This window comes from Stomatobaculum longum (assembly GCA_000242235.1).
Lineage (GTDB): Bacteria > Bacillota > Clostridia > Lachnospirales > Lachnospiraceae > Moryella > Moryella longum.
In genome coordinates, this window is the sequence record JH590861.1 from 306,494 (window position 1) to 330,933 (window position 24,440).

24 protein-coding genes, 1 tRNA gene, 1 other RNA gene and 1 pseudogene are annotated in these 24,440 nt (G+C 51.8%); 21 read left to right on the forward strand and 6 right to left on the reverse strand.

Annotated elements, in window-relative coordinates; all coding sequences use genetic code 11:
• Positions 1-31 precede the first annotated feature (31 nt).
• The 4 genes from rplT (at position 32) to HMPREF9623_RS01330 (ending at position 4,257) form a co-directional block, all read left to right on the forward strand.
• Positions 32-388 (forward strand): 50S ribosomal protein L20, encoded by a 357-nt coding sequence (gene rplT / locus HMPREF9623_RS01315; protein WP_009532086.1) that lies wholly within the window; start codon positions 32-34, stop codon positions 386-388.
• A gap of 185 nt (positions 389-573) precedes the next feature.
• Positions 574-1,011 (forward strand): LytTR family DNA-binding domain-containing protein, encoded by a 438-nt coding sequence (locus HMPREF9623_RS01320; protein ID WP_009532087.1) that lies wholly within the window; start codon positions 574-576, stop codon positions 1,009-1,011.
• 19 nt (positions 1,012-1,030) lie between these two features.
• Complete coding sequence (locus HMPREF9623_RS01325) at positions 1,031-1,474, forward strand: DUF3021 domain-containing protein (RefSeq protein ID WP_009532088.1); 444 nt, start codon at positions 1,031-1,033, stop codon at positions 1,472-1,474.
• Positions 1,475-1,635: 161 nt separating this feature from the next.
• Complete coding sequence (locus tag HMPREF9623_RS01330) at positions 1,636-4,257, forward strand: right-handed parallel beta-helix repeat-containing protein (protein WP_009532089.1); 2,622 nt, start codon at positions 1,636-1,638, stop codon at positions 4,255-4,257.
• A gap of 2 nt (positions 4,258-4,259) precedes the next feature.
• Here the strand turns inward: HMPREF9623_RS01330 and HMPREF9623_RS12295 are convergent.
• Positions 4,260-5,290, reverse strand: a pseudogene (locus HMPREF9623_RS12295) (IS30 family transposase).
• 162 nt (positions 5,291-5,452) lie between these two features.
• Here HMPREF9623_RS12295 and HMPREF9623_RS01340 point away from each other — a divergent pair.
• The 6 genes from HMPREF9623_RS01340 to rnpB all read left to right on the forward strand — a co-directional run bounded on the left by HMPREF9623_RS01340 (position 5,453) and on the right by rnpB (position 11,279).
• Positions 5,453-5,536 (forward strand) — tRNA-Leu (locus HMPREF9623_RS01340).
• Positions 5,537-5,612: 76 nt separating this feature from the next.
• Positions 5,613-6,623, forward strand: coding sequence for a deoxyguanosinetriphosphate triphosphohydrolase (locus HMPREF9623_RS01345; protein WP_009532091.1), 1,011 nt, complete (start codon positions 5,613-5,615; stop codon positions 6,621-6,623).
• A gap of 29 nt (positions 6,624-6,652) precedes the next feature.
• On the forward strand, positions 6,653-8,437 hold the full coding sequence (gene dnaG, locus HMPREF9623_RS01350; protein WP_009532092.1) for a DNA primase: 1,785 nt from the start codon (positions 6,653-6,655) through the stop codon (positions 8,435-8,437).
• Positions 8,438-8,440: 3 nt separating this feature from the next.
• On the forward strand, positions 8,441-9,208 hold the full coding sequence (locus HMPREF9623_RS01355; RefSeq protein WP_009532093.1) for a tRNA (adenine(22)-N(1))-methyltransferase: 768 nt from the start codon (positions 8,441-8,443) through the stop codon (positions 9,206-9,208).
• 3 nt (positions 9,209-9,211) lie between these two features.
• Positions 9,212-10,873 (forward strand): nucleoside kinase, encoded by a 1,662-nt coding sequence (locus tag HMPREF9623_RS01360; protein WP_009532094.1) that lies wholly within the window; start codon positions 9,212-9,214, stop codon positions 10,871-10,873.
• 41 nt (positions 10,874-10,914) lie between these two features.
• An RNA gene (gene rnpB / locus HMPREF9623_RS10795) (RNase P RNA component class A) lies at positions 10,915-11,279 on the forward strand.
• Between the two features lie 60 nt (positions 11,280-11,339).
• On the opposite strand, the gene HMPREF9623_RS01365 is transcribed toward rnpB, so the two are convergent.
• The 3 genes from HMPREF9623_RS01365 to pyrB all read right to left on the reverse strand — a co-directional run bounded on the left by HMPREF9623_RS01365 (position 11,340) and on the right by pyrB (position 13,218).
• Complete coding sequence (locus HMPREF9623_RS01365; protein ID WP_009532095.1) at positions 11,340-11,765, reverse strand: Dps family protein; 426 nt, start codon at positions 11,763-11,765, stop codon at positions 11,340-11,342.
• A gap of 98 nt (positions 11,766-11,863) precedes the next feature.
• The gene (locus tag HMPREF9623_RS01370) at positions 11,864-12,301 is read right to left on the reverse strand and encodes an aspartate carbamoyltransferase regulatory subunit (protein WP_009532096.1); all 438 of its coding nucleotides are present in this window, start codon (positions 12,299-12,301) and stop codon (positions 11,864-11,866) included.
• A complete protein-coding gene (gene pyrB / locus HMPREF9623_RS01375; protein ID WP_009532097.1) occupies positions 12,295-13,218 on the reverse strand; it encodes an aspartate carbamoyltransferase in 924 nt (307 codons plus the stop codon). Before pyrB ends, HMPREF9623_RS01370 begins: the two co-directional genes overlap by 7 nt.
• Before the next feature lie 162 nt (positions 13,219-13,380).
• Here pyrB and HMPREF9623_RS01380 point away from each other — a divergent pair, with 162 nt between their 5' ends.
• From HMPREF9623_RS01380 to galE, 3 genes are read left to right on the forward strand one after another with little or no spacing between them, the layout of a single operon-like run.
• Complete coding sequence (locus HMPREF9623_RS01380) at positions 13,381-14,115, forward strand: IMP cyclohydrolase (protein WP_009532098.1); 735 nt, start codon at positions 13,381-13,383, stop codon at positions 14,113-14,115.
• Complete coding sequence (locus HMPREF9623_RS01385; RefSeq protein WP_009532099.1) at positions 14,112-15,290, forward strand: phosphoribosylaminoimidazolecarboxamide formyltransferase; 1,179 nt, start codon at positions 14,112-14,114, stop codon at positions 15,288-15,290. Before HMPREF9623_RS01380 ends, HMPREF9623_RS01385 begins: the two co-directional genes overlap by 4 nt.
• Before the next feature lie 47 nt (positions 15,291-15,337).
• Positions 15,338-16,393, forward strand: a complete 1,056-nt coding sequence (gene galE, locus HMPREF9623_RS01390) for a UDP-glucose 4-epimerase GalE (RefSeq protein WP_009532100.1) — start codon at positions 15,338-15,340, stop codon at positions 16,391-16,393.
• 54 nt (positions 16,394-16,447) lie between these two features.
• Here galE and dprA read toward each other — a convergent pair whose 3' ends face one another.
• Entirely contained in the window at positions 16,448-17,545 is a 1,098-nt protein-coding gene (dprA, locus tag HMPREF9623_RS01395; RefSeq protein ID WP_009532101.1) for a DNA-processing protein DprA, read from the reverse strand.
• A gap of 1 nt (position 17,546) precedes the next feature.
• The gene (locus HMPREF9623_RS01400; protein ID WP_009532102.1) at positions 17,547-19,127 is read right to left on the reverse strand and encodes a YifB family Mg chelatase-like AAA ATPase; all 1,581 of its coding nucleotides are present in this window, start codon (positions 19,125-19,127) and stop codon (positions 17,547-17,549) included.
• 288 nt (positions 19,128-19,415) lie between these two features.
• Here HMPREF9623_RS01400 and gmk point away from each other — a divergent pair, with 288 nt between their 5' ends.
• From gmk to HMPREF9623_RS01440, 8 genes are read left to right on the forward strand one after another with little or no spacing between them, the layout of a single operon-like run.
• On the forward strand, positions 19,416-20,078 hold the full coding sequence (gene gmk, locus HMPREF9623_RS01405; protein WP_040799159.1) for a guanylate kinase: 663 nt from the start codon (positions 19,416-19,418) through the stop codon (positions 20,076-20,078).
• Positions 20,079-20,351, forward strand: coding sequence for a DNA-directed RNA polymerase subunit omega (gene rpoZ / locus HMPREF9623_RS01410; RefSeq protein ID WP_009532104.1), 273 nt, complete (start codon positions 20,079-20,081; stop codon positions 20,349-20,351).
• Positions 20,348-21,697 (forward strand): 30S ribosomal protein S12 methylthiotransferase RimO, encoded by a 1,350-nt coding sequence (gene rimO / locus HMPREF9623_RS01415; protein ID WP_009532105.1) that lies wholly within the window; start codon positions 20,348-20,350, stop codon positions 21,695-21,697. Before rpoZ ends, rimO begins: the two co-directional genes overlap by 4 nt.
• On the forward strand, positions 21,681-22,223 hold the full coding sequence (pgsA, locus tag HMPREF9623_RS01420) for a CDP-diacylglycerol--glycerol-3-phosphate 3-phosphatidyltransferase (protein ID WP_040799310.1): 543 nt from the start codon (positions 21,681-21,683) through the stop codon (positions 22,221-22,223). Before rimO ends, pgsA begins: the two co-directional genes overlap by 17 nt.
• Before the next feature lie 2 nt (positions 22,224-22,225).
• The gene (locus tag HMPREF9623_RS01425; RefSeq protein ID WP_009532107.1) at positions 22,226-22,744 is read left to right on the forward strand and encodes a CinA family protein; all 519 of its coding nucleotides are present in this window, start codon (positions 22,226-22,228) and stop codon (positions 22,742-22,744) included.
• A gap of 5 nt (positions 22,745-22,749) precedes the next feature.
• Positions 22,750-23,067, forward strand: coding sequence for a hypothetical protein (locus HMPREF9623_RS01430; protein WP_009532108.1), 318 nt, complete (start codon positions 22,750-22,752; stop codon positions 23,065-23,067).
• 49 nt (positions 23,068-23,116) lie between these two features.
• Complete coding sequence (locus HMPREF9623_RS01435) at positions 23,117-24,025, forward strand: hypothetical protein (RefSeq protein WP_195891201.1); 909 nt, start codon at positions 23,117-23,119, stop codon at positions 24,023-24,025.
• Positions 24,018-24,425, forward strand: a complete 408-nt coding sequence (locus HMPREF9623_RS01440; RefSeq protein ID WP_009532110.1) for a GerW family sporulation protein — start codon at positions 24,018-24,020, stop codon at positions 24,423-24,425. Before HMPREF9623_RS01435 ends, HMPREF9623_RS01440 begins: the two co-directional genes overlap by 8 nt.
• Positions 24,426-24,440: the final 15 nt, after the last annotated feature.

The following is a 24,440-nucleotide window of genomic DNA, read 5'->3' on the forward strand; positions in this document are numbered from 1 at the left end:
TCGGACTTGACGTGAAGAAGGAGGAAGCAAGATGGCAAGAGTGAAAGGCGCGATGCACGCGAAGGCAAAGCACAACAGAGTTTTAAAGCTCGCTAAGGGCTATAGAGGCGCACGTTCCAAGCAGTACAGAATTGCAAAGCAGACTGTCATGAGAGCGCTGAGCACAGCGTACGAGGGCAGAAAGCAGAGAAAGAGACAGTTCCGTCAGCTCTGGATTGCAAGAATCAACGCAGCTTGCAGAATGAACAAGATTTCTTACTCGAAGTTTATGTTCGGTCTGAAGAAGGCTGATGTCATTCTGAACCGCAAGGTTCTCTCCGAGCTCGCAATCAACGACGCTGAAGGTTTTGCAAAGCTCGTTGAGACTGCAAAGAAGGCACTCGCATAAACAAGAAAATTACAGGCTTTTGTCGCGACAGGCAAGCGATGAGGGTCTGTTTTTTTGTTGCAACAACAGCAGCTTGACTTCCTTACACTGCATGTGAGCTCTCCCGACATGCCACTTGCCGTGAATCATAAGACAAACAGAAAATCATTCGCTATACTGCAGATACAGAGAGGAGAGAAAACCGCATGAAGGTCGAGATTAAATTACAGCCGGATTTGAAATCCCCCTACGCCGTGATTTACACCGGAGAGCTCACCACGGAAGTTCACCGCGCAGCGGCTGTTCTTGCAGAAGAACGCGCCGATCTGGTGCCTGCAGAAGAAAACGACAAGATCGTCATGCTTCATCCAGAGGAGATTTATCTGGTCCGCGTGGAAAATGAAAAAACAATCATCTATACGGCAAAGAAACAGTATCAAAGCAACAGAAGGCTCTACGAACTGGAGGGAATGCTCGGCAGAAATTTTATGCGGATTTCAAAGAGCGCAATCATGAATTTACAACTGTTGGACTATGCTGCGCCGGGACTTGGCGGCGTTATGGTCTTAGTGCTGAAAAATGGCCTGCGGGATTATGTTTCCAGAAAATATCTCCCGGATTTCAAACGATATCTGGGGCTCTGAGCGAAGAGGAGGTAAGCGCATGAAGAAACATAGAAATTTGCTTTCAGCTGTCATGTGTAGCGTCAGTATTTCCATGAGCATCTTTGTAATCATTGGGGTGATAAAGGATTTTTATAGCGGCGGAAGTTTTGCTCTGCAGCACTACGCCTATTCCAGAATGGCTCTCGGCTGTCTTTCCGTGGGGCTTGGATTCGGAATCCCATCTGTTGTCTATGAAAGAGACAATCTATCGCTGCTCACAAAGACGCTGATTCATATGGGCGTCGGCTGCACGGTGATGATTATTACTTCATGGCTGATCGGATGGATTCCACATGAGCAGGGCATTGGGACAGTGCTCATTATAATTGCGTTTGAAGTGTTGTTTTCAGTTGCAATCTGGTATTTCTTTTATTTACATCAAAAAAAACTGGTGCGGGAAATCAATCAAAAAATAGAAACGCTGCATTGCGGTGAACAGTAAAATTTTTCTCCGACTAGTACTTTTTTCTGAGCCATGACTAACTTCTTGATAGGGGTTGTCATTGGCTCTTTTCTATTTGTATTTCTCTGTCCGGAGGTATAGACTAAAACTGTCTGTAGCTTGTCAGGCTGACAGAAGAAGGAAAGGAGAGATGTGGAAAAATGAAAAAGAGATGGCCTGTATGTTTTTTATCAATGTTGCTTTGCTTCCTGTGCATCTTTTCACAGAGTGCATCAGCGTCAACAGGCGTTTATGTTCCTGATCCTGTGACCAGCTTTGTGGCAAATGTGCGTGACGCGGCCTATGGCGCAGTGGGAGACGGTGTGAGCGATGATACCGCGGCAATACAAAGAGCCATTGATGCAGCTGCAGCAGCAGGCGGAGGCATTGTAGACATCCCGGCAGGCCACTACAGGATCGACACCTTGCATCAGACGGGATACAGCTATGAAAAGGCAGGGCTGGTACTGAAAAGCAATGTCATTGTGCGCATGGCGAACGGCGCTGTACTTCAGGCAATTCCCAACGGAGAAAGATCCTATCAGATGTTCAGTATCACGCATGTCAATAATGTACATATCCTCGGCGGTACGTTAATTGGTGACCGCGACCAGCACATTGGAAATCTGGGACAGACCGGCTATGGTGTTCGTATTACCGATGCGACCAATGTAGTCATCGAGAATCTGCATGCCAGTGAATTTTGGGGAGACGGTGTGTTTTTAGGAGAGGACAGCAGAAATATCACCATCTACAGAGTGATCTGCGACCATAATCGCCGTCAGGGAATGTCGATTGTTGGCGGTCAAAATGTCAAAATACTGGAGTCAGAATTTAAGCACTCCGATGGCACGCCTCCGAAATCCGGAATTGATATAGAGCCTGAAGGGGATCATCCGATTGTAAAAGATATCGAAATACGCAACTGTGTATTTGCTGGAAACAGTACCGGTTTTGTGGTTGGCAATCACTATGCAAACAGTGTCGCGGCAAATCTGACTTTTGCCGACAACACCATACGAGAGAACAGAACTGGCATCAATCTGGTAGGTCTGCAGAGCGGTGAGATCACTGGCAATGTCGTTTATCATGATCAAAGTATCACAGAAAATGATACGCATTGGGGCATTCGGCTTCGCAACGATGGACGTCATCCGACAAGCCATGTGACAGTCAGCGACAATACCATTTACGGCGGAAACATTGTTGACACGACTGGAGAGAGCAGTAATATAATTCAGAATAATATATTCAAGTCTGCTGTCTATATTCGCGGCATTGCTCATGCCGGACAGACACTACTCGCCAAGGTATACGACGGTGATTATGGAGAACTGCATGTCCATAATTCCGTACTGGTTCCGGCATCAGCGATTTCCTCCTATCAGTGGTATGCGGATGGAACAGCCATTGGCGGCGCGACACAGTCCAGTTATATCCCGACAGTAGCAGATACTGGAAAAGAAATTACCGTGCGGGTTCAGTATATAGACAAAGCTGGAAATGCAGAAAATGCCGTCAGTCCCCCCACTCTGCCGGTAAACTATGCAAATCACGCGCCGACGGATATCACGCTCAATCCGCTGTTTATCTACAGCAATGAATATCTGGCGGAAGTAGGGCTCCTTAGCACTACGGATCCAGATATCGGAGATCTGCACACATACACCGTCGATGATCCGCGCTTTGAAATTGTATACGATAATCTGCTGCGTCTAAAAGGCGAAAACTATATTCCGTTTGGCTCGGTGGGAACAATAACCCTCCATGTAACTGCAACGGATGCACTTGGTGCCTCTCTGACGAAAGCTTTTACGATAGAGGTGGCAAGGCCTAAGAACCAGCCTCCGAAAAAGATAACACTGTCCAACAATGTACTGACAGCAGGCCGACCGGGCGAAGTTGTAGGACAGCTTACGACGATTGATCTCAACGTTGGAGACACACATACTTATACTGTGAGCGATGCGCGCTTTGAAGTCAGCGCCGATGGTAAGCTGAAACTAAAAGATAATGTGAGTGTGGATGCTGCCACAGAGTCAAGCATCCACTTGCAGGTAAGAGCGACGGATTCCGGCGGATGGGTCTATACAGAAAGCTTTACTTTGCAAGTGCAGACGAGTTCTGGCAGCAGTGGGCTGGCAACGCCTTCTGTTCCAGTGCCCTCTGTTCCAACGCCTTCCGTTCCAACGCCCAACGGGCGGGCAACGCCATCTACGCCGGACTCTGGCAACAGCGGAAGTTCCAGGCATTCCGGCAGCGGCAGCGCGGGCGCTTCTCGCCGTGGGCACAGAAGTTCTGTTTTCGGAAATGGCAGCAGTTCCTCGCATCCGTATTCTTATATACAGACCAATGGAAGAATCTATCGCCATGGCAACTGGAAGCAAACAGGATCTGGATGGCAGCTGGATGTTAATGGCACACCGGCGAAATCTGCATGGGCATATCTCTCGGAGAACTGGTATCTCTTTGACGACAGTAACAAGATGGTAACCGGCTGGGCAAATGTCGACGGAAACTGGTATTTTATGGACAGTTCTGGCGCTATGCGTTCTGGCTGGATTCAGGACAAAACAGGAGAATGGTATTATTTGAATCCTGTCTCTGATGGCACAAAGGGTGCTATGCGGATTGGATGGCAACAAATTGACAGCAAATGGTATTATTTCCACACCGTTTCGGATGGCACCCAGGGAAGAATGCTGAAGAGTCAGAGATCTCCGGATGGTTATCTTCTGAAAGCGGATGGGAGTTGGGACGAGAGAATTGCAAGAGAATCGTAAAGCTAGATTACAAGATCAAGTAGGACAGTCTGAAATAATTCCTCCGGCGAACTGTAATGAAAAGATTTTCGGGGGAGTTGATTGATCCAATCCTGAATCTCTCGTATTTGCTCGTCCGTGACTCCATCAAAAGAGCGACCCTTTGGCAAGAACCGGCGAATCAATGAGTTCTGCTTTTCGTTCAGCCCGCGTTCGTAGGCGGAGTAAGGATGAGCATAGTATATGGGTATCGCGGGAAGCAACTGTGGCAGTGAAGCAAATTCACTGCCATTGTCACTTGTGATGGAGCGAAAGACTTGGCTGAATCGTTCTCCGTACAGCTCTCGGAGCGTTTTTAAACCTTGCTCGACTGCTTGTGTGCTTCTACCGGATATCTTTATAATGTGTCGAAATCTTGTGATTCGCTCATCCGGTGTCAACAAAACGGATTGTGACTCCTTTCGACCGACCACGGTATCAATCTCCCAATGCCCGAACTCTTTCCGCTGATTGACTACTTGGGGCGAGCTTCAATACTCAGACCATACAGTCGCTTATGCTGCGGATGTCCCTTACGGTGTTGTTTACGTTTGACCTTTAGCGCGAGATCGATATTTCGAGCTTTTAACAATCCACGCTCGATATAGTTATAAAGAGTCTTGCTGCAAACCATCTCGGTAAAACAGCCTTTTTCTCTGACAAGATCGCAAATCGTATCAGGTGCCGGATGCTTTGTCAGTATCTGTTTTACCGCAAAAGACACGAATTTCTTAGCTTTCGCCAGTTTCATGGGGCAATGGCTATTTCGCCTTCGATGTTCGTAGACGCGCTGTCCTGGATCTCCGAAGTACCGCGTGTATAGCTCCGGATTCCGTCCTAGCTGCTGTACAGTACCTCTGGCAAGCTCATTATATAAAGTTGATCTTGCAATCCCGACTTCGCGTACAATGCGACTTTTGGGAAGCTTTAATTGCAGTAGCACTTCAATCTGTGCGCGCTTTTCGCGTGTCAGGTGGCGATATTTTCTATTTGTGGTATACTCGTTCCGGGCCATGGCAAACCTCCCGGTGTGTTGATGTGTGGTAGCTTCATCATGCCACGAGTTCGTCATCGGCTCTTTTTTATTGTCCTTGTTCATCTTACAATCATCACAAAGTGACGAAAAACAAAAAAACAATTGACAGCCTCCCGCCGCTCTGGTAAAATCTATTTGTTCGCAGAGATGGCGGAATTGGCAGACGCGCACGGTTCAGGTCCGTGTGACAGCAATGTCATGAGGGTTCAAGTCCCTTTCTCTGCACGAAATGAGCACCGGGCAATCCGGTGCTTTTTCTGATAGAATGAAACTGTGGAATCGCCGGAGAGGAGGCAGTGATATGACCATACGGGAAGAGCTGGAAGAGGAAGAGAGCCGCTTTTTATCGAAGTATGCAACGCTCAGCCGGGACTCGGTCGGAAGAGAACGCTTAGAGGCCGAAGATGATTTGCGCCCCTGTTTTCAGCGCGATCGCGATCGCATCCTGCACTGTAAGGCGTTTCGCCGTCTGAAACATAAAACGCAGGTGTTTCTCGCTCCCGAGGGCGATCACTATCGCACGCGTCTCACACACACGCTGGAGGTCTCACAGATAGCGCGCACCATCGCGAAGTGCCTGCATCTCAACGAAAACCTCACGGAAGCCATTGCGCTGGGACACGACCTAGGTCATACGCCCTTTGGGCATGCGGGAGAACGCGTTCTGAACGGCCTCTGCCCGGGCGGGTTCAAACACAGCGCACAGAGTGTGCGAACCGTCGAATTCTTAGAAAAACGCGGAAAGGGGCTCAACCTGACGCTGGAAGTGCGCGACGGTATCCGAAACCACGGAACGCACAGTACCCCGCGCACCTATGAGGGGGCCGTTGTGCGACTTGCGGATAAAATTGCCTATATTAACCACGACATCGACGACTCGATTCGCGCCGGTATCTTTCGGGAGGAAGATATTCCCGCGGAATTCACAGACGCGCTCGGTCACAGTGTTAGAGACAGGCTCAACTGTATGATACGGGATGTGATTCACACCAGTCTCAACGCCGATTCCGTCAATATGAGCGCGGAGCGCTTTCAAATTATGATGCAGCTTCGGGCATGGCTCTTTCAGCATGTCTACCGGGGCAGTGCGCCCAAAGCGGAGGAGGGCAAGGCAGAAGCTATGATTGCACGCCTCTATGAATATTTTTTAAAATATCCGGAACAGATGCCGGAAGAGTATCGGTACTTTATGTCCGAACTCGATCAGCCCATCGAGAGAACCGTCTGCGACTATATCGCGGGAATGAGTGACCAGTACGCAGTCCGCATTTTCGGAGAGCTCTTTGTACCGCGTGCCTGGACCGTGTTATAAGCAGTTGCATTGAGAAAGCAGGTTTAAACTTGTATTATTCCAAAGAGGTTATTGAAGAAGTACGCGCACGAAATGACATTGTGGATCTTGTTTCCGAACACCTCGCGCTGAAACGCCGCGGCAAAACCTATGTGGGACTTTGTCCCTTCCACTCGGAAAAAACGCCCTCCTTCTCCGTATCTCCGGATCGCCAGACCTATCACTGTTTTGGTTGCGGAAAGGGAGGCAACGTCATCGGTTTTGTGATGGACTATGAAAATCTTTCCTTTCCGGAAGCTCTGCGCTCCCTCGCCGCGCGTGCCGGTATGCAACTTCCGGAGCGCGAAGCGAGCAAAGAAGAACTGCGGGAGCGCAGCCTAAAAGAACGGCTGCTTGAAATTCATAAAGTTGCGGCAACTCATTTTTATCAGTTGCTGCACACCGAAGAAGGTCTGCAGGCCTACCGGTATCTGAAAGAACGAGGCCTCAGCGATGAAACCATACGGCATTTCGGCCTTGGCTTTTCGAGTAAACGCCCGGGCGAACTCTATCACTACTTAAAGAGTAAAGGTTATACGGATGCGGAACTGCGAGAATCGGGTCTTGTGACCATCGAGGAGCGGGGCGCCCGGGATAAGTTCTGGAATCGCGTGATGTTTCCGATTATGGACAGCAACAGTCGTGTCATCGCCTTTGGCGGGCGCGTCATGGGAGACGGAGAACCGAAATATCTGAATTCACCGGAGACAAAACTGTTTGACAAGAGCAAAAATCTCTACGGGCTCAACTATGCGCGGCGCAAACGCGAAGCGTATATTATTCTCTGTGAAGGTTATATGGATGTGATTGCCCTGCATCAGGCGGGCTTTGCGAGCGCGGTCGCCTCTCTCGGGACAGCTCTCACGGAGCAGCAGATTCTGCATATCAAGAGAACGCTGCCAAACGCGAATGTAACAATTTTAAGCTATGATTCGGACAATGCCGGCATTAAGGCGGCGCGCCGTGCCATTCCTATGATTCGGAATGCCATGTTGCGGCCTCGGGTTCTCTCGATGAAGCCGTATAAGGATCCGGATGAATTTATCAAAGCACTCGGTCGGGAAGCCTACGAAGAGCGCATTCGAGAAGCGCGCAATGCGGTTCTCTGGGAAGTACAGATTCTGGCCACACAACACGACCTCCGGGATCCGGCTGAAAAGACGCGTTTTTATGAAGAAATCGCAGCTCTGCTCGCAAGTTTTTCCGAACCGCTCGAGCGAAATAATTATATCGATGCTGTGGCGAGAGAGCAGATGATTCCGGCTGATGCTCTCCGGCAGCTGGTCAACCGCGTCGGTGCTTCCGGCATGGCAGCAGGCGGTGAGGTGGGGCCGAGATCGGGTTCGGGAACGCAACGCAATGTCCGGAAGGACAGGGAGAATGCCTCACTGAAAAGTCAGAAGCTGTTACTCGCCTTTCTCGCGGAAGAGCCTTCGCTGTATTCCCAGCTTTCGGCATGGATTTCTCCGTCCGATTTTACGGATGCCTTTTATCGCGAACTCGCCGAAAAGGTCTTTGCAATGTTGCAGAGCGGCAAATCCGATATCGGCGCTCTTTTGAACGACTATGTGGAAGACAGTGAAAAGGAAAGCCTCGTGACTTCCGTTTTTCACACAGCACCCGGGGAAGCCCTCTCCGTAGCCGAGAAAGATCAGGCGATTCTCGACTGTATCCGCAGTATACGAAAAGATGCGGCCGACCGTAGGCTTCGAAACAGCAGTACAGCCGAAGAATTGCAGGCTGCCATGCGGGAAAAAGCGGCGCTCCAACACTTAAAACTTACCATCCGGAGGTGACACATGGGAGAAGAGCAATTACATTTATCCGCACGCCTCCGTGCGCTCGCTGACTTGGTCCCCGCAAACTCCGTGCTCGCAGATATCGGAACAGATCACGCCTGGATTCCGGCAGATCTCTTACAGCGCGGTCGCATCCAAAGTGCCATAGCGCTGGATATCGGTACAGGGCCGCTGGCGCGCGCTGCCGCGAATCTCGCTTCTCTGGGACTTTCCGAGGCTGTTTCCCTGCGGCAATCCGATGGCTTTGCCGCCCTGAAGCCCGGTGAAGCAGACTGTGTGCTGATTGCGGGGATGGGCGGGCAACTCATGCAGAACATTCTGACATGCGGTCTTGCGGAAGGCGGACAGCCGGGACCTGCTTTTCGGGAGTCTGTAAAGCGCTATGTATTCTCACCGCATACAGAATGGGAAGCCTTCCGGGCCTATCTCGCGGCACATAATTTTCAGCTTACGGACGAACAGCTGCTCGTTGAAGACGGCAAATACTATGTCATTCTGGTCTGTGAAAACGGAGACGGGGAGGCTGCTTATCGAGAGGCGCTTTCCGCAGGATTTTCCGTTGCGGCTTCGCGCCGTTTCGGTCCCGGACTGCTGCTTAAGCGACATCCGCTGCTTCGCACTTATTTGCAGGAACACCTCCGAAAAGAGCAGTTCATTTTGACACAGCTGCCGGATGCGGCAACCCGCCCTGCCTTGGCAAAAAAGCGAGAGGAACTGTGTGACAGCCTAACCTTGCTCAGAGAAACGCTGGCGCGCTTTGAGGATTGAGAGATGAAACAACAACTAAAATTGAGACTGGACGGAAAAACATTCGAAGTTCCGAAGGGCACTCGTTTTCTGGAGCTTGCAAAACAGTTCTCGTCCGGATATACTTCGCCCATTCTGCTTGTGACGCTAAACGGTATTCTGCATGAGCTCGGAGCAACCGTGGAAGAGGAGGGAGAACTCCGCTTTTTGACCATACGGGATAAGGCGGGATATCAGAGTTACGAGCGCAGTGCGATTTTACTTCTGCTCGCCGCCTATCATAAACTCTATGGTGAAAGAAGCGCAGCTGTCTGGATTGACTATAAAGAGAGCGGTGCCTTGCGCTGTCGTATTGCCGGCAGACAGACGGTGACGGAAACAGAGCTCGCACGTCTCGAAGCGGAAATGCGCGTCCTGGCCGCGGCCGCACATCCCATTGAGAAGCGCAGCGTTCCGACGCGGGAAGCGGTACGGCTCTTTGCGGCGCGGGGCATGCAAGACAAGGCGGAATTACTTCGCTTTCGCATATATTCCTCGGTCAATCTATACCGGCTCGGCGAATATGAAGATTACTTTTACGGTTATATGCTTCCGGACAGCTCATATCTCACCGACTTTTCATTGCGACCGTATGAAGACGGCTTTGTGCTCTGCCTCCCCGCACAGCGACTTCCCGTGCAACTCGCCGCATTTCAGCCTTCACAAAAGATTTTCCGGGCGATGGAAGAGAGCCGCGAGAACCTTTCCCGACAAAAGATTGAGACTGTTGGCGCCCTCAATGCGCGCGCAACTTCCGGAAAAATGAAAGAACTCATTCTCTGCGCGGAAGCCCAGATGGAAAAACGCATCGGAGATCTCGCAGAAAAGATTTGCGGGCGCAATGCCGTGCGGATTGTACTGATTGCAGGTCCCAGCTCTTCCGGCAAAACAACCTTTGCCCGCCGCCTTGCCACCCAGCTACTGGCACTCGGAAAGACACCGCATGCGATTGAAGTCGACAACTATTTTAAAAACCGGAGCGATACACCTCGCGATGAAAAAGGGAATTTCGATTTTGAATCCCTCGGCGCGCTGGATGTCGACTGTTTTAATCGCGATCTGAATGCACTGCTTCGCGGAGAACGCGTCGAATTGCCACGGTTTGATTTTATTTCGGGCGAGCGGCGCTACAGCGGAGACTTTTTACAGTGCGCGCCGTCGGATATTCTGCTGGTCGAAGGGATTCACTGCCTCAATGAGGCGCTGTCTTTTTCGATTCCGGCCGAAAAAAAGCATAAAATCTATGTGAGCTGTCTGACACAGCTGAATCTGGATGCCCATAACCGCATTCCGACCAGCGATGCCCGTATTTTGCGTCGCATTGTACGGGATGCGAGACTTCGCGGCAACAATGCAGCCGAGAGTCTGGCGCGCTGGGCTTCCGTCAGCGCGGGAGAGACACGCTATATCTTTCCTTATCAGGAAAATGCGGATGATGTCTTTAATTCGGCTCTGCCCTATGAGACAGCAGCCCTGAAGCCCTATGCAGAGGCTCTGCTCTTTGACATCCCGGAAGAGCATCCCTCTTTCCTGGAGGCAAAGCGACTCCTGAAATTTTTGAGCTACTTTCTGACTTTTCCGTCCGAAGAAATTCCGGCGACCTCCCTGCTGCGAGAATTTATCGGCGGCAGCGCTTACGGTGCATAGTCTGTATACGAACATCGGAGACTGTGCTATAATGTATGCCGAAAGATGGGCAGGTGATCGCGGCTGCAGAGACGAAAGGCTGCAGGTGAGGAAAGTCCGGGCTTCAAAGGGCAGGATGCCGGATAACGTCCGGTGGAGGAAACTCCCAGGAAAGTGCAACAGAAAAGAACCGCCGGCCAAGGCCGGTAAGGGTGCAAAGGCGGTGTAAGAGACCACCGCCCGGGTGGTAACATCCGGGGCACATGTAAACCCCATCCGAAGCAAGACCGAACAGGACAGATCGGCGGCCCGTCGGTTGTCTCTCGAGACAACACTGTCCGGGTAGGTTGCTCGACTGTGCCGGTGACGGCACAGCTAGATAGATGATCATCCACGACATAACCCGGCTTATCGCCCGTCTTTCTCTCAAACAAAAAAACAGAGCGAATACAGTGGCTGTATTCGCTCTGTTTTTTCGTTCAATCGATTACTTCAGCATATTGCCGAGGAACCAGAGGTGCTTGTCATATCCCGTGACATGATCCTCCATCAGGTTGCTTAAAACAAAGCAATCCTCCTTCTGCGCCTCTTCGCGAATCGTCAGCGCAAGTGCGCGCATGGTCTCGATATACTCTTTTGCGAGTTCGATTGCTTCGCGCGGGCTGTATTCCGCATTGCCAAGCTCCTTCAGACTGGTATTCTCCAGATAGTCCTTGGCAGAGGCGAGCACCGGAAGTCCGAACTGCTTCTGCAGTTCCGCGACCTCGTCATACTTCTCAAAGCTGTCCTCGTAGAGAGACTCCAGATACTCATGCACTGCCTTGAATGTGAGCCCCGTCACATTCCAATGCAGGTTATGAAGCTTGATATTTCCGATCATCAGATTGGAAAGGTAACAATCCAGATTCTTCATGTCATACCTCCTGACATAATGTGAGATAGCTATTGCTAATTAGTATTGTATAACACGAGGCAGAATCTGACAAGTACTTTACAAAAAGGAACCGGGACTCAGCGCGTCTTGTCGGTGTAGCGCTCGTCACAGTAGCGGCAGCGATAAATTTCTCGCTCCGGATCGGAGAGATAGAAGATATGCGGAAGCTCCTGCTCAATCGAAGTAATGCAGCGCGGATTCTTGCAGTGAATCACATTGGTAATCTGTTTCGGCAGCCTAAGAACACGCTTTTCGACAATCTTGCTGTCGCGGATGATGTTGACCGTAATACTGTGGTCAATGTAACCGAGGACATCGAGGTCGATGCGGTCGAGCACATCCCCCTCCACCTTGATGATATCCTTTCTTCCCATTTTCTGGGAGTGTGCATTCTTGATAATCGCAATCTGGGAATCCAGCTTGTTGAGACCGAGCTGATAGTAAATATCGAGGCTCTTGCCCGCCTTGATGTGATCCAGGACAATGCCCTCCGAGAGGCCGCTGATATTTAACATGTCTCTTTTACCTCCAAAAGCTTCATGATAAGCGCCATGCGGACATAGACACCGTATTGTACCTGTTTGAAATACGCTGCGCGGGGATCCTTGTCCACTTCCACCGCAATCTCATTGACACGCGGCAGCGGATGCAGGATGAACATATCCTCCTTTGCGTTTTTCAACTTCTCCTCAGTCAGAATATAGCTGTCCTTCAGGCGGATATAGTCCTCCTCGTTGAAAAAACGCTCTTTCTGCACGCGCGTCATATAGAGTATGTCGAGATCCGGCATGGAGGCCTCCAGACTGTCGACCTCGGTAAACGGAATCCGATTCTTTTCAAGCACATCTTCCCGGATATAGCCCGGAATCCGGAGTTCCGGCGGCGAAATCAGCACAAAGCGAATGCCGGGGTAACGAATCAGGGAACTGATCAGCGAATGAACCGTGCGGCCAAACTTCAGGTCGCCGCAAAGTCCGACCGTCATGTGATCAAGTCTTCCCTTCAGAGACTGTATGGTCATGAGATCTGTCAGAGTCTGTGTCGGATGCTGGTGGCCTCCATCACCCGCGTTGATAATCGGCACACGGGAAAACTCACTGGCAACCATCGGTGCACCTTCCTTGGGATGACGCATGGCAATAATGTCGGCATAGCAGGAAACGACGCGAACCGTGTCGGCAACGCTCTCTCCTTTGCTCGCAGAACTCGCATCGGCAGACTGGAAACCGAGAACCGATCCTCCGAGATTCAGCATCGCTGCCTCAAAGGAAAGACGTGTTCTGGTGCTCGGCTCATAGAAGAGTGTCGCAAGCTTCTTTCCCTCCATTACCTTTGCATAGGCAGCTCGATTTTTTTCAATGCGTCCGGCGAGAGAGAGCAGCTCGGCGGTCTCCTCGACGGAAAAATCCAAGGGCTTCAGCATGTGTCTCATGACTTGACAAGCCTCCTTCCGGAAAAAACGGTATAGTGTCGTTCCCAATCATAAAATACAGACTCTAAAATGTCCACGCTCCGAGAGCAATTCTTGAAGGAAATTGCAGTGGGTGTTATGATACAGGTGAAACTGTGCGGTAGACAGGAAGGAGACCTTTTCATGGAAAAAAGTTCCCTGTATGAGGAGCTCCGGGGAAATCGGTACCCGGGCAGAGGCATAGTCCTCGGAAGAAGCAAAGACGGAAGCAAAGCAATGCTCGCCTATTTCATCATGGGGCGAAGTGAAAATTCGAGAAACCGGATTTTTTCCCGCACCGCGGACGGAATCCGGACAGAAGCCTTTGATCCGGCAAAGCTCTCCGACCCGTCGCTGATTATCTATGCACCGGTGAAAGGTTTTGAAAACCGTCTGATTGTCAGCAACGGTGACCAGACCGATACGATTTATGAGGGATTTCAGAACGGAAAGAGTTTCGCGGAAGCGCTTTCCGTGAGAGAATTTGAACCGGACGCGCCGAACTATACGCCGCGTATTTCCGGTGTACTCTACTTTGCGGACAGAGATTTTTCCTATGAGCTCAGCATCCTGAAAAGCGATCGCATGAATCCGGCGCAGTGCCTCCGCTTTACCTATAGCTATCCGACGCCGCTCCCGGGAGAAGGACATCTGATTCACACGTATATCGGTGACGGCACCCCCTTGCAAAGCTTCTGCGGAGAACCGAAATCCGTTTCCGTCGATGACGAACTCGAGCCGTTTGCCGCAAAGCTTTGGGAAGCCTTGGATCCGGACAACAAGATTTCACTCTATGTCCGCGAGACAGATCTTGCAAGCGGCGCCGTCAAAGATATTCTGATCAATCGACATGAGAAGATGAGCGGAGGTACAAAATGAGTGAACTCTCTCTGAAATACGGCTGCAACCCGCATCAAAAGCCTGCGCGCATTTTTATGCAAGACGGACAGGAACTTCCGGTCAAAGTACTCTCGGGCACTCCCGGTTACATTAATTTTCTGGATGCCCTGAACGGCTGGCAGCTGGTGCGTGAATTAAAAGAGGTGACCGGACTTCCGGCAGCGACTTCGTTTAAGCATGTATCACCGGCGGGAGCCGCCTGCGGGCGTCCCCTCTCGGATACCCTGAAGAAAATTTACTGGGTTGAAGATGACAGGGAACTCAGTCCGCTCGCCTGCGCTTACGCGAGAGCCCGCGGTGCCGATCGCATGTCGAGTTTCGGAGACTTCATTGCCCTCTCGGATGTCTGCGACGCGGATACCGCACGTCTCATCAAACGCGAAGTCTCCGACGGCGTGATTGCCCCCGGCTATACCGAGGAAGCCCTGACCATACTCCGTGAAAAAAAGAAGGGTAAATACAATGTGATTGAAATCGATTCCTCGTATCGTCCCGCAGCAACGGAGGTCAAGCAGGTCTTCGGGGTCTGTTTCGAACAGGGACGAAACGAGTTGCCGCTCACGCGGGAACTGCTTAACAATGTCGTGACCGAAGCAAAAGAGATTCCGGAATCCGCAAAGACCGACTTGCTGATTGCGCTGATTACACTCAAGTACACCCAGAGCAATTCCGTCTGCTACGCACTGGACGGACAGGCAATCGGCATCGGCGCCGGACAGCAGTCGCGCGTTCACTGCACACGGCTGGCGGGGCAGAAGGCCGATAACTGGTATCTCAGACAGTCACCGAAAGTATTAAACCTTCCCTTCCGCTTAGATGTAAAGCGCGCCGATCGCGACAATGCAATCGATGTCTACATCGGTGAGGAGAGTGAGGATTTGCTGCGGGACGGAAGCTGGGAGCGCGTATTTACCGTCAGACCGGAAGCGTTCACGCGGGAAGAGAAGCGTCAGTGGCTCGATACGCTACACGGCGTCTCGCTCGTCTCGGATGCCTTCTTCCCCTTCGGCGATAACATTGAACGAGCGAGGAAGAGCGGTGTCTCTTATATCGCGGAACCGGGCGGATCCATTCGCGATGACCAGGTCATTGAGACCTGCAATCGCTACGGTATCGCCATGGCATTTACGGGCATTCGTCTCTTCCACCACTGAGAAGCAGACTACGGATAAAAAATTCATTTTGAGAGGAGCAGTTTGCTATGACAGTTTTAGTGACCGGAGGCGCCGGTTTTATCGGCAGCCACACCTGTGTGGAACTTTTAAACGCGGGCTATGAGGTCGTCGTCGTCGACAATCTTATCAATTCCAGCAAAGAGGCGCTGAACCGCGTGATGGAAATTACGGGAAAGAAGTTGCGCTTTTATGAGCTGGATCTTCTGGACAAGAAGAAGCTGGATCAGGTTTTTGAAAAAGAAGAGATTCAGGCGGTCATTCACTTTGCCGGTTTAAAAGCTGTCGGCGAGTCCGTCTATAAACCGCTCGAATACTATCACAACAATATCACAGGCACACTGGTGCTCTGTGAGTGCATGCGGAAGCACGGCGTCAAGAATATTGTCTTCTCCTCGAGTGCAACCGTCTATGGCAATCCGGCCTTTGTTCCGATTACGGAAGAGTGCCCGAAGGGAGAGGTCACAAATCCCTACGGCAGAACCAAGGCGATGCTCGAACAGATTTTGACCGACCTCCACACCGCGGATGCGGACTGGAATGTCATGCTGCTCCGCTACTTTAACCCGATCGGCGCACACGAATCCGGACGCATGGGAGAAAACCCGAAGGGTGTGCCGAATAACCTGCTTCCTTACATCACCCAGGTTGCAATCGGAAAGCTGGTCTGCCTCGGTGTCTTCGGCAATGACTATGAGACCAAGGACGGCACCTGTATTCGCGACTATATCCATGTCGTAGATCTCGCAAAGGGTCATGTCAAAGCACTCGAAAAGATGGTCAAAGAGGCACCTGAAGTCAGAATCTATAACCTCGGAACCGGAACCGGCTATTCGGTGCTGGATGTCATCACGGCATTCGAGAAGGCAAACGACCTCAAGATTAACTATGTCTTCAAGGAGCGCCGCGCGGGTGATGTTCCCGCTTGCTATGCGGATCCTTCGAAGGCAGAACGGGAACTCGGCTGGAAAGCGGAAAAGACGCTGGAAGAAATGTGCCGCGATTCCTGGAGATGGCAGAAGAACAACCCGAACGGCTACGAAGACACGGGACTTACCATCCGAAAGAAGGGTGAACTGCGCTGATTAAAAAAGAGCTGTCACCTCACAGTACTTATCTGTGAGATGACAGCTCTTTTATCAACAAACGCTGTAGTAATTTGCCGAGAGCTGCTCGATATACCCTTCGAGTTCCAGTTTTAAGAGACAGCGCATTACCGTACCGATGTCATAGCCGCTCCGCTGCAACAGCCGGTTCAGGAAACAGGCTTCCTCCCGAATGAGCCGGTACAAGTGCTGTTCCTCCGGGCTTAGGGATTCGACCGAGCGAATGCGCGGTGTCAGCATGCAGCGAAGTCTGAGTCCCAGATAGTCGAGAATATCCTGCGGACTCTGCAACAGATTGGCGCCGTTCTGGATAAAGACATGGCAACCGCGACTCAGAGGATCTGTGATGCGACCCGGCAGACAGAAGATTTCCTTCCCCTGTTCGAGCGCCGAACCTACGGTAATGGAGCTGCCGCTCTGCTGTTCGCGCGCCTCCAGCACGCAGAGACAATCGCCGAGCGCAGCAATCAGGCGATTTCGATCCGGAAAATGCCAGGCGCGGGAGGCGGTGCCCGGCGGAAATTCGCTGAGAATTCCGTTTCCGTTTTCGCAAAGCTTTGAAAAGAGCGCATAATTTTCTTTGGGGTAACAAATATTGACACCGCAGCCGAGCACGGCAAAACTCTTTCCGCCCGCCTCGATGGCAGCTTCCTCCGCGCGGCTGTCAATTCCTGCGGCGAGACCGCTCACAATCGAAACGCCCTTTGCCGCGAGTTCCGCGGCGATAAAATCCGCCATGCGAAGACCGTAGGAACTGGCGCTGCGGCTGCCTATCATGGCGACAGTCGGGTTATATTCCGCCGGCAAATCTCCCCGGAGATACAGCCAGAGCGGCGGATCCTCCAGGGTAGAAAAGCGCTCCGGCCAGTCGGTATCCGCTGCCGTCAGAAAGCGTATATGCCTTATATAAAGCGCCTCTTCAATTTCCCGCAAGGCGGCAGAAAGCTGCGCTGCGGTATCGGGAAGCTGTTCCAGTTTGTGCTGTAAGCCGGGTGACAGAGTGTCAAGGAAACTATCCGGAAGATTCAAAAGATCTTCGGGCGCACAGATATCACCCGGAAGCTTTCTGACTTCTGCCCGCGTCAGTCGGAGCTCACAGGACAAATAGAGATAAAGAGCTCGCCGTTCCATCTCAGTGCTGCCTCCTTGTATGCGGATATCGAATCGACTGACGCGCCAATTTAGAGATACTTCCCCAGTATTTTTCTTCCGGCGAGCGATAGGCGAGCGCCTCGGCGAGATGTGCGCGCTGAATTTCGGCAGATCCATCGAAATCGGCTGCTGTTCTCGCAACTTTCAGAAGTTTGTGGAGCGCGCGCGCCGACATTGCTCCCGTGTTGTAGAGCGATTCCAGAAAGGCCGAGTCTTCCGGGCAGAGAGAACAATAGGCTTCGATTTGCGCGGGTGACATCTCGGCGTTAAAGTGAATGCCGCTTCCCTGGAAGCGACGCTCCTGAATATTGCGAACGCGCTCCACGGCTCGCTGCATGACGGGGTTTTCTTTGGGGCGTTTCTTTTGTTGTAGCGCGGCGAAGGGAACAGCCTCCGTCTCCGCACAGAGGTCAATGCGGTCAAGGAGCGGCTTTGAAATGTGACTCAGATACGTTCTGACCTGAGATTCCGTGCAGCGGCAGCGATTCCGGTCCGGCCAGAAGCCGCATTTACAGGGATTCATCGCACAGACCAGCTGAAAATTCGCAGGAAAGGTATAATTTCCGCTGACACGCGCGATGTGTACGAGATGCTCTTCCAAGGGCTGCCGCAACACCTCAAGTGTCGCCGCATGGTATTCCGGAAGCTCATCGAGAAACAGAACACCCTCATGGGCAAGGCTGATTTCTCCCGGACGTGGTTTCTGCCCGCCACCGGACAACGCAAGCCCTGTCACAGTGTGATGCGGCGAGCGGTAAGGGCGCTTTGTCATTAACGGTCTGTCGGGTGGCAGAAGACCGCTGATGCTGTATATTTCGGAAACACTGAGCCGCTCTTCCCGACTCATTGCGGGAAGAATATAGGGCAGACGTGAAGCAATCATACTCTTGCCTGTGCCGGCAGGCCCGATGTATAAAATGTTGTGGCGACCGCCTGCCGCAAGCAAAGTGGCCCGCTTGACAAGCTCCTGTCCCGCGAGATCCGAAAAGTCAGGCGTCTCTTCGAGAGGAAGGCTTTCTTCCGAAAAGACAGCCGGTTCGGGCAAGGGCGTTCGTCCCCGGAGCAAGACCGAGAGTTCTGCGAGCGTCGACACACCGTAGCAATCGATTCCGCCGATGACACTGCCTTCCCGCAAATTCTCAAGCGGCAAAAAACAGCGCTTCAAACCGGCAGCAGCGGCACAGCGCACCATTGAGAGCACACCGCGCACGGGAAGAATTTCACCGCTCAGCGAGAGTTCTCCGGCAAACAATGTATCGGTGAGCAGGTTTTCCGGCAGTTCTCCATAGGCCGCCAGAAGAGAGACGGCAATCGGAAGATCATAGGCACAGCCTTCTTTGCGAAGCTCTGCGGGACTCAGATTCAACGTCACGCGGCGAGGCTCCAGATGAAAGCCGCTGTTCCCGAGTGCCGTGCGAACACGATCGGCTGCCTCCCGGACAGAAGCTGCAAGCGAACCGATGAAAGTAATGGTCGGAAAGCCTTGTTCGACATCTGCCTCACATCGGACAAGAACACCTTTGGTGCCAATCAGGGCTGCGCCGTAAATTTTCTTTAACATTATGTACTCCTATGGGATTGAAAGGGGAAGGGAAACGAATCCGGGAATAGATTTAAGACGAGAAGAGGTACAGATGACATTTTCGGTGAGAAGAGAAGACAATCGAAATTTGAAGACTGGGATGAAGCCGAAGGTGCAACCGTATGGACTTGTAAATGTGCTATAGATATAGAATTATTTTCAGTAATACTATCTATACTTATTTTATCAGTGCTGTCCCAGCGTGGCAAGGTTTGACTTGTTCTTTTGAGAGACGTATAATAAACTGATTATCACATAAAAGGCAAAATGGAAGGAAATGCTGTGACTGAGAAAAATAAGCGAGGTCTGCTTGTCGTTGTATCGGGGTTTTCCGGCGCCGGCAAAGGCACTTTGATTCGGGAATTGTTGCGCCAGTATCCCAATTATCGTCTCTCGGTATCCGCGACCACCAGAGCACCGCGCGCGGGCGAGGAGGACGGAAAAGATTACTTTTTTGTGAGCCGCGAGCGCTTTGAAGAGATGATTGCCGGACATAAACTCATTGAATATGCATCCTATGTCGGAAATTATTACGGCACACCCAGAGATTATGTCGAAGAAATGCTGACAGCCGGCAATGATGTGATTCTGGAAATTGAAATTCAGGGCGCACTGAAAGTCAAAGATATCTTTCCGGAGGCGGTGTTTGTCTTTGTTGCGCCGCCGGATGCCGAGACACTGGAACAGCGTCTCACGGGGCGCGGCACGGAGAGCCGCGAGCAGGTTCTCGCCCGTCTGAAACGGGCAGCCGAGGAGAGCCGCTGGATGCCGGATTATGATTACCTTCTGGTCAACGATGATCTCAGCGAGACCGTAGCGCGTCTGCGCGCACTCCTGGAGAGTCAACACCTCAGCATGCGCCGTCATCGCGCATTCGCAGAGGAAATTCGAGCTGCTTTGAACCGCTTTTACTTAAAGGAGGAAAAATAAATGTTACATCCGTCTTATACAGAAATCATCGATGCCGTCAACAGCGAGGTGGAACCGGGTGAGCAGCCGGTTGTGCAGAGTCGCTATTCGATTGTCATTGCGACCGCAAAGCGCGCGAGACAGCTGATTGCCGGGGAGATTGCAGAGGTTCCGGATTTCAAGAAAAAGCCTCTCTCCGTCGCGATTGAGGAGCTTCACAAGGGTAAGGTAAAGATTGTCTCGGAGGATGAGACCGAAGAGACGACAGAAGAGCAGAAACAGGACGAAGAATGAAGATATGCATGATCTCTCTGGGCTGCGATAAGAATCTCGTGGACTCGGAGATGATGCTCGGTTATCTGAGGCGGGACGATGTCTCGCTGACAGACGAGCAGGCGGAAGCAGATGTTATTATTGTGAATACCTGCGCGTTTATTCTGGACGCCAAAGATGAGAGTATTCAGACCATGCTGACTGCGGCGCGCTATAAAGAAGAGGGACAGCTGAAAGCGCTGATTATGGCAGGCTGTATGGCAGAGCGCTATAAAGATGAAGTGCTGCGTGAAATTCCCGAAATCGATGCGGTTGTCGGCACTTCCGCCTATGATAAAATCAGTGCGGTGCTGGAGCGCGTCCTGGCGGGCGAGAAAGTCACGGAATTTGAGGACTTAAACCGCTTACCCGTCATCGGCACGGAGGCAAGACGCGTCCGGACTTCTCTGGCTGCTTACGGCTATCTGAAGATTGCCGAGGGCTGTGACAAGCATTGTACCTACTGTATTATTCCTTCCCTGCGCGGCGCTTATCGCAGCTATCCGATGGAGGCTCTGGTCAAGGAGGCCGCTCGCATGGCGGAAGAGGGCGTAAAAGAGCTGATTCTTGTCGCACAGGAGACCACGCGCTACGGCATGGATCTCTACGGCGAAAAGCGTTTGCCGGAGCTGCTGCGCCGTTTATGTCTAATTGAAGACCTTCGGTGGATACGAATTCTCTACTGCTATCCGGAGGAAATCACGGACGAACTGATTCAGGTCATGGCGGAAGAGAAGAAGATCTGTCACTACCTGGATTTACCCATTCAGCACGCAAGCAATCCGATTTTAAAGCGCATGGGGCGTAGAACCTCTCGCAGAGATCTCGAAGAAATCATCGGCAAACTGCGTGCCGCCATGCCGGACATTGCGCTCCGCACCACGCTGATCAGCGGGTTCCCGGGGGAAACCGAAGAAGACCAGGACTGTGTCCTTGATTTTGTGGAGCGGATTCATTTTGATCGCCTCGGCGTGTTTCCGTACTCGCAGGAGGAAGACACGCCTGCCGCAGCCTTCCCGGATCAGGTGCCGGAAGAAATCAAGGAAGCGCGTCGAAATGAGATTATGGAACTGCAACAGCGGATTTCCCGCGATAATCTGCAGCACAAGGTCGGCACTGTGCTCGATGTCTTTGTCGAAGGCTATCTCCCGGAGGACGATGTCAATATCGGACGCACTTATATGGATGCCCCCGATGTGGACGGCTATCTCTTTTTCCCGGGAAACGGAATTGAACTGATGTCAGGAAGTATGGTCCCTGTCCTGGTGACCGAAGCATCTGAGTATGACTTAAAAGGAGTGCTCTATGAAGATGACTCTGCCGAATAAACTGACTCTGTTGCGTATCATAATGGTTCCCTTTTTTGTGGCCGCCCTGCTCTACCGGGACGGGACCGATTCGTTAGCCCGCTGGCTTTCGCTCGCCCTGTTTCTGATAGCAAGTTTTACCGACTTTCTGGACGGCTATATCGCAAGAAAGTATCATCTCATCACCAATTTCGGGAAATTCATGGATCCGCTTGCCGACAAGTTACTCGTCTGCTCGGCGCTCATCTGTTTTGTGGCGCTGCAGGACCTCAATCCCTGGATTACGCTGGCGGTCATTGCGCGTGAGTTCATCATCAGCGGCTTTCGTCTCGTGGCAGCGGAGCGTGGTATTGTCATCGCTGCGGGCATCTGGGGCAAATTAAAAACCGTATGTCAGATGATTTTTATTGTGTTGATGCTGATACAGAGTAACAGAGGGATTCTCAGCATTCTCACCGTTGTTTTCATGTGGCTGATGTTGGCACTCACCGTCATTTCTCTTGTGGATTATATATGGAGGAACCGTGAGGTTCTTCAGGAAGGATGAGCATGGAACTCTATGATTCCGGAAGCACTGCGGATTTGAATCGCCTTGCGGATGCCTGCGTGGCGTTACTGCAAAAGAACCGATTGACTGTCACGACGGCAGAGTCTTGTACCGGCGGGATGCTGTCCGCAAAATTGGTGGATATTCCGGGTGTCTCGGAAGTGTTTCAGGAAGGCTACATCACCTATTCAAACAAAGCGAAGCGTCGCCTCTTGAATGTCAGTAAAACAACACTGAAAAAATACGGCGCCGTGAGCACACAGACCGCACGGGAAATGGCCATCGGCGCTGTTTTCGCCGCGAGTGCGGACATCGCGGTTTCGATTACCGGCATTGCCGGGCCGGACGGCGGCGATGATGAGAAGCCGGTCGGCCTTGTGTTCATCGGTTGCTACATGAATGACCGCGTGACCGTGGAAGAGCATCGCTTTCAGGGAGATCGCACCGCAGTGCGAACCCAAGCTGTGCAGAGCGCTCTGCGTCTGCTCCGCGCAACTATCCTCGAAAACACCAAGGCCTGAGCGGTATGCGCATTTCCAGACAGCTTTATGCGGGACAGTATGCCGCTCCGAAACGCGCGGAAATTCTCCGCAAACTGCAACACGGCGGGCCGCTCCCTTTCGTCTATGTTCTGACCAGAGCGGCCGCAAAAGAGGAGCTGATAGATATTTATGCCGTGCGTGACTTTCGAAGTGAGGCGGTACAGCGCGATAATCCGCTGCTCATCGGCATAGCCATCGGAAAGAAAGAGGCCTTTCAAGTTGCACAGACCATTATTACAGAGCTGTACGCGAGAAACGGAACGGTGAATATCGATGCCAGCTTTGATACCAGCGATACTTAAAGGAATACTGTTTCTCCTCCTGTTCTTGATCGGTCTATTGTTGTTTCTTTTGTTGCTTCTGCTTTTTGTTCCGTTCCGTTATCGAGGCAGCGGTGCGCGGGAAGAGAAACAGCTCTCGGGTTGTTTTTCGGTCTCCTGGTTATTTTCTCTGCTTCGCTTCAGTCTCTCGTATGCGGCGGAAAAAAAAGCGGAATTTTTTGTTCTGGGTTTCCGTGTCTATCACAGCGATGAAACAGAAGATACAGCGGACGCGGCGGAAGAGAATGATTTCGACTATCCGGAGTCTATGGCTTCGGAGGATTTCGAACCGGATACAGCAGAAACGGCAGTTGTCGAACAGCAAAAGGCAATTACCGAGCAGGCGGAGATTTCGTCGGAACATTTCGAAGTGACGGAGCCTGTTTCGAACAGAAAGGGAATACCTCCGCAGAGAGAAGACAAGCGGCGCCGAAACGTCCCAGAAGAAGAACAGCGCGCGATGCGATGTCGCGGCCGAAGTCGCCGTCGCTTCCGGAAGCAGCGAGACCAGATTTCGGCAGGCACCCGAAAGTTACAGGATTTTATCCGGTCGGCCGAGACCCGGTTTGACTTCTTTCAGGATGAGAGAACACAGCGTTTCCTGCGATTCCTGAAGCGAAAAGTATTCCGCTTTTTGCGGGAACTTTTACCGCGGCGCATGTCCGGCGCACTTCGTTTCGGCTTTGCAGACCCCGCTCTGACAGGACAAGGGGCCGCACTGGCGGCCATGTTACTGCCACTGTACCGGGATAACCTGGAAATAGAGCCGCTGTTCGACCGCGAAGAGCTCTCGGGAAATCTTGCCTTCCGCGGGCGAATACAGCTTTTTGTATTTTTATTCGGTGCGGCACAACTTTGGTTTCATCCGGATTTCCGCTTTGTCTACCGGCATCTACGCGGAAAGAACAAGAGAAAGAATAGGGAGGACACACATGGCTGACAATCAGTTTGCGGAACAGGCAGAGGCTTTGTTCCGGGGGATGAACGCATTTGTCTCAACGAAGACAGTCGTCGGTGCACCGCAACAGGCGGGAGACGCCATCATCATACCGCTGGTAGATGTCTCTTGCGGCATGGCGACCGGTGCATTCAGCGGCAAGAAGAGCAGTGACGGCAACGGTGCCGGCGGCATGAGCACCAAAATTTCTCCGGCCGCGGTGCTGATTATTCAGAACGGCGCCACCAGATTGATCAATGTGAAAAACCAGGATGCTGTGACACGCGTCATGGATTTGGTGCCGGATGTCATCAACCGCTTTACCGCAAATTCCAAGATTTCTCCGGAGGCAACGGAGCGGGCTACACAAGTTTTTGCGGAAGAAGAGAGCGAAGCGCATTAAAAAACCGCCCGGGTA

Bases quoted from the DNA above. Each gene is read 5' to 3' on its own strand.
- rplT (WP_009532086.1), top strand. From the start codon at position 32: ATGGCAAGAGTGAAAGGCGCGATGCACGCGAAGGCAAAGCACAACAGA.
- HMPREF9623_RS01320 (WP_009532087.1), top strand. From the start codon at position 574: ATGAAGGTCGAGATTAAATTACAGCCGGATTTGAAATCCCCCTACGCC.
- HMPREF9623_RS01325 (WP_009532088.1), top strand. From the start codon at position 1,031: ATGAAGAAACATAGAAATTTGCTTTCAGCTGTCATGTGTAGCGTCAGT.
- HMPREF9623_RS01330 (WP_009532089.1), top strand. From the start codon at position 1,636: ATGAAAAAGAGATGGCCTGTATGTTTTTTATCAATGTTGCTTTGCTTC.
- HMPREF9623_RS01345 (WP_009532091.1), top strand. From the start codon at position 5,613: ATGACCATACGGGAAGAGCTGGAAGAGGAAGAGAGCCGCTTTTTATCG.
- HMPREF9623_RS01355 (WP_009532093.1), top strand. From the start codon at position 8,441: ATGGGAGAAGAGCAATTACATTTATCCGCACGCCTCCGTGCGCTCGCT.
- HMPREF9623_RS01360 (WP_009532094.1), top strand. From the start codon at position 9,212: ATGAAACAACAACTAAAATTGAGACTGGACGGAAAAACATTCGAAGTT.
- HMPREF9623_RS01365 (WP_009532095.1), bottom strand. From the start codon at position 11,765: ATGAAGAATCTGGATTGTTACCTTTCCAATCTGATGATCGGAAATATC.
- HMPREF9623_RS01370 (WP_009532096.1), bottom strand. From the start codon at position 12,301: ATGTTAAATATCAGCGGCCTCTCGGAGGGCATTGTCCTGGATCACATC.
- pyrB (WP_009532097.1), bottom strand. From the start codon at position 13,218: ATGAGACACATGCTGAAGCCCTTGGATTTTTCCGTCGAGGAGACCGCC.
- HMPREF9623_RS01380 (WP_009532098.1), top strand. From the start codon at position 13,381: ATGGAAAAAAGTTCCCTGTATGAGGAGCTCCGGGGAAATCGGTACCCG.
- HMPREF9623_RS01385 (WP_009532099.1), top strand. From the start codon at position 14,112: ATGAGTGAACTCTCTCTGAAATACGGCTGCAACCCGCATCAAAAGCCT.
- galE (WP_009532100.1), top strand. From the start codon at position 15,338: ATGACAGTTTTAGTGACCGGAGGCGCCGGTTTTATCGGCAGCCACACC.
- dprA (WP_009532101.1), bottom strand. From the start codon at position 17,545: ATGGAACGGCGAGCTCTTTATCTCTATTTGTCCTGTGAGCTCCGACTG.
- HMPREF9623_RS01400 (WP_009532102.1), bottom strand. From the start codon at position 19,127: ATGTTAAAGAAAATTTACGGCGCAGCCCTGATTGGCACCAAAGGTGTT.
- gmk (WP_040799159.1), top strand. From the start codon at position 19,416: ATGGAAGGAAATGCTGTGACTGAGAAAAATAAGCGAGGTCTGCTTGTC.
- rpoZ (WP_009532104.1), top strand. From the start codon at position 20,079: ATGTTACATCCGTCTTATACAGAAATCATCGATGCCGTCAACAGCGAG.
- rimO (WP_009532105.1), top strand. From the start codon at position 20,348: ATGAAGATATGCATGATCTCTCTGGGCTGCGATAAGAATCTCGTGGAC.
- pgsA (WP_040799310.1), top strand. From the start codon at position 21,681: ATGACTCTGCCGAATAAACTGACTCTGTTGCGTATCATAATGGTTCCC.
- HMPREF9623_RS01425 (WP_009532107.1), top strand. From the start codon at position 22,226: ATGGAACTCTATGATTCCGGAAGCACTGCGGATTTGAATCGCCTTGCG.
- HMPREF9623_RS01430 (WP_009532108.1), top strand. From the start codon at position 22,750: ATGCGCATTTCCAGACAGCTTTATGCGGGACAGTATGCCGCTCCGAAA.
- HMPREF9623_RS01440 (WP_009532110.1), top strand. From the start codon at position 24,018: ATGGCTGACAATCAGTTTGCGGAACAGGCAGAGGCTTTGTTCCGGGGG.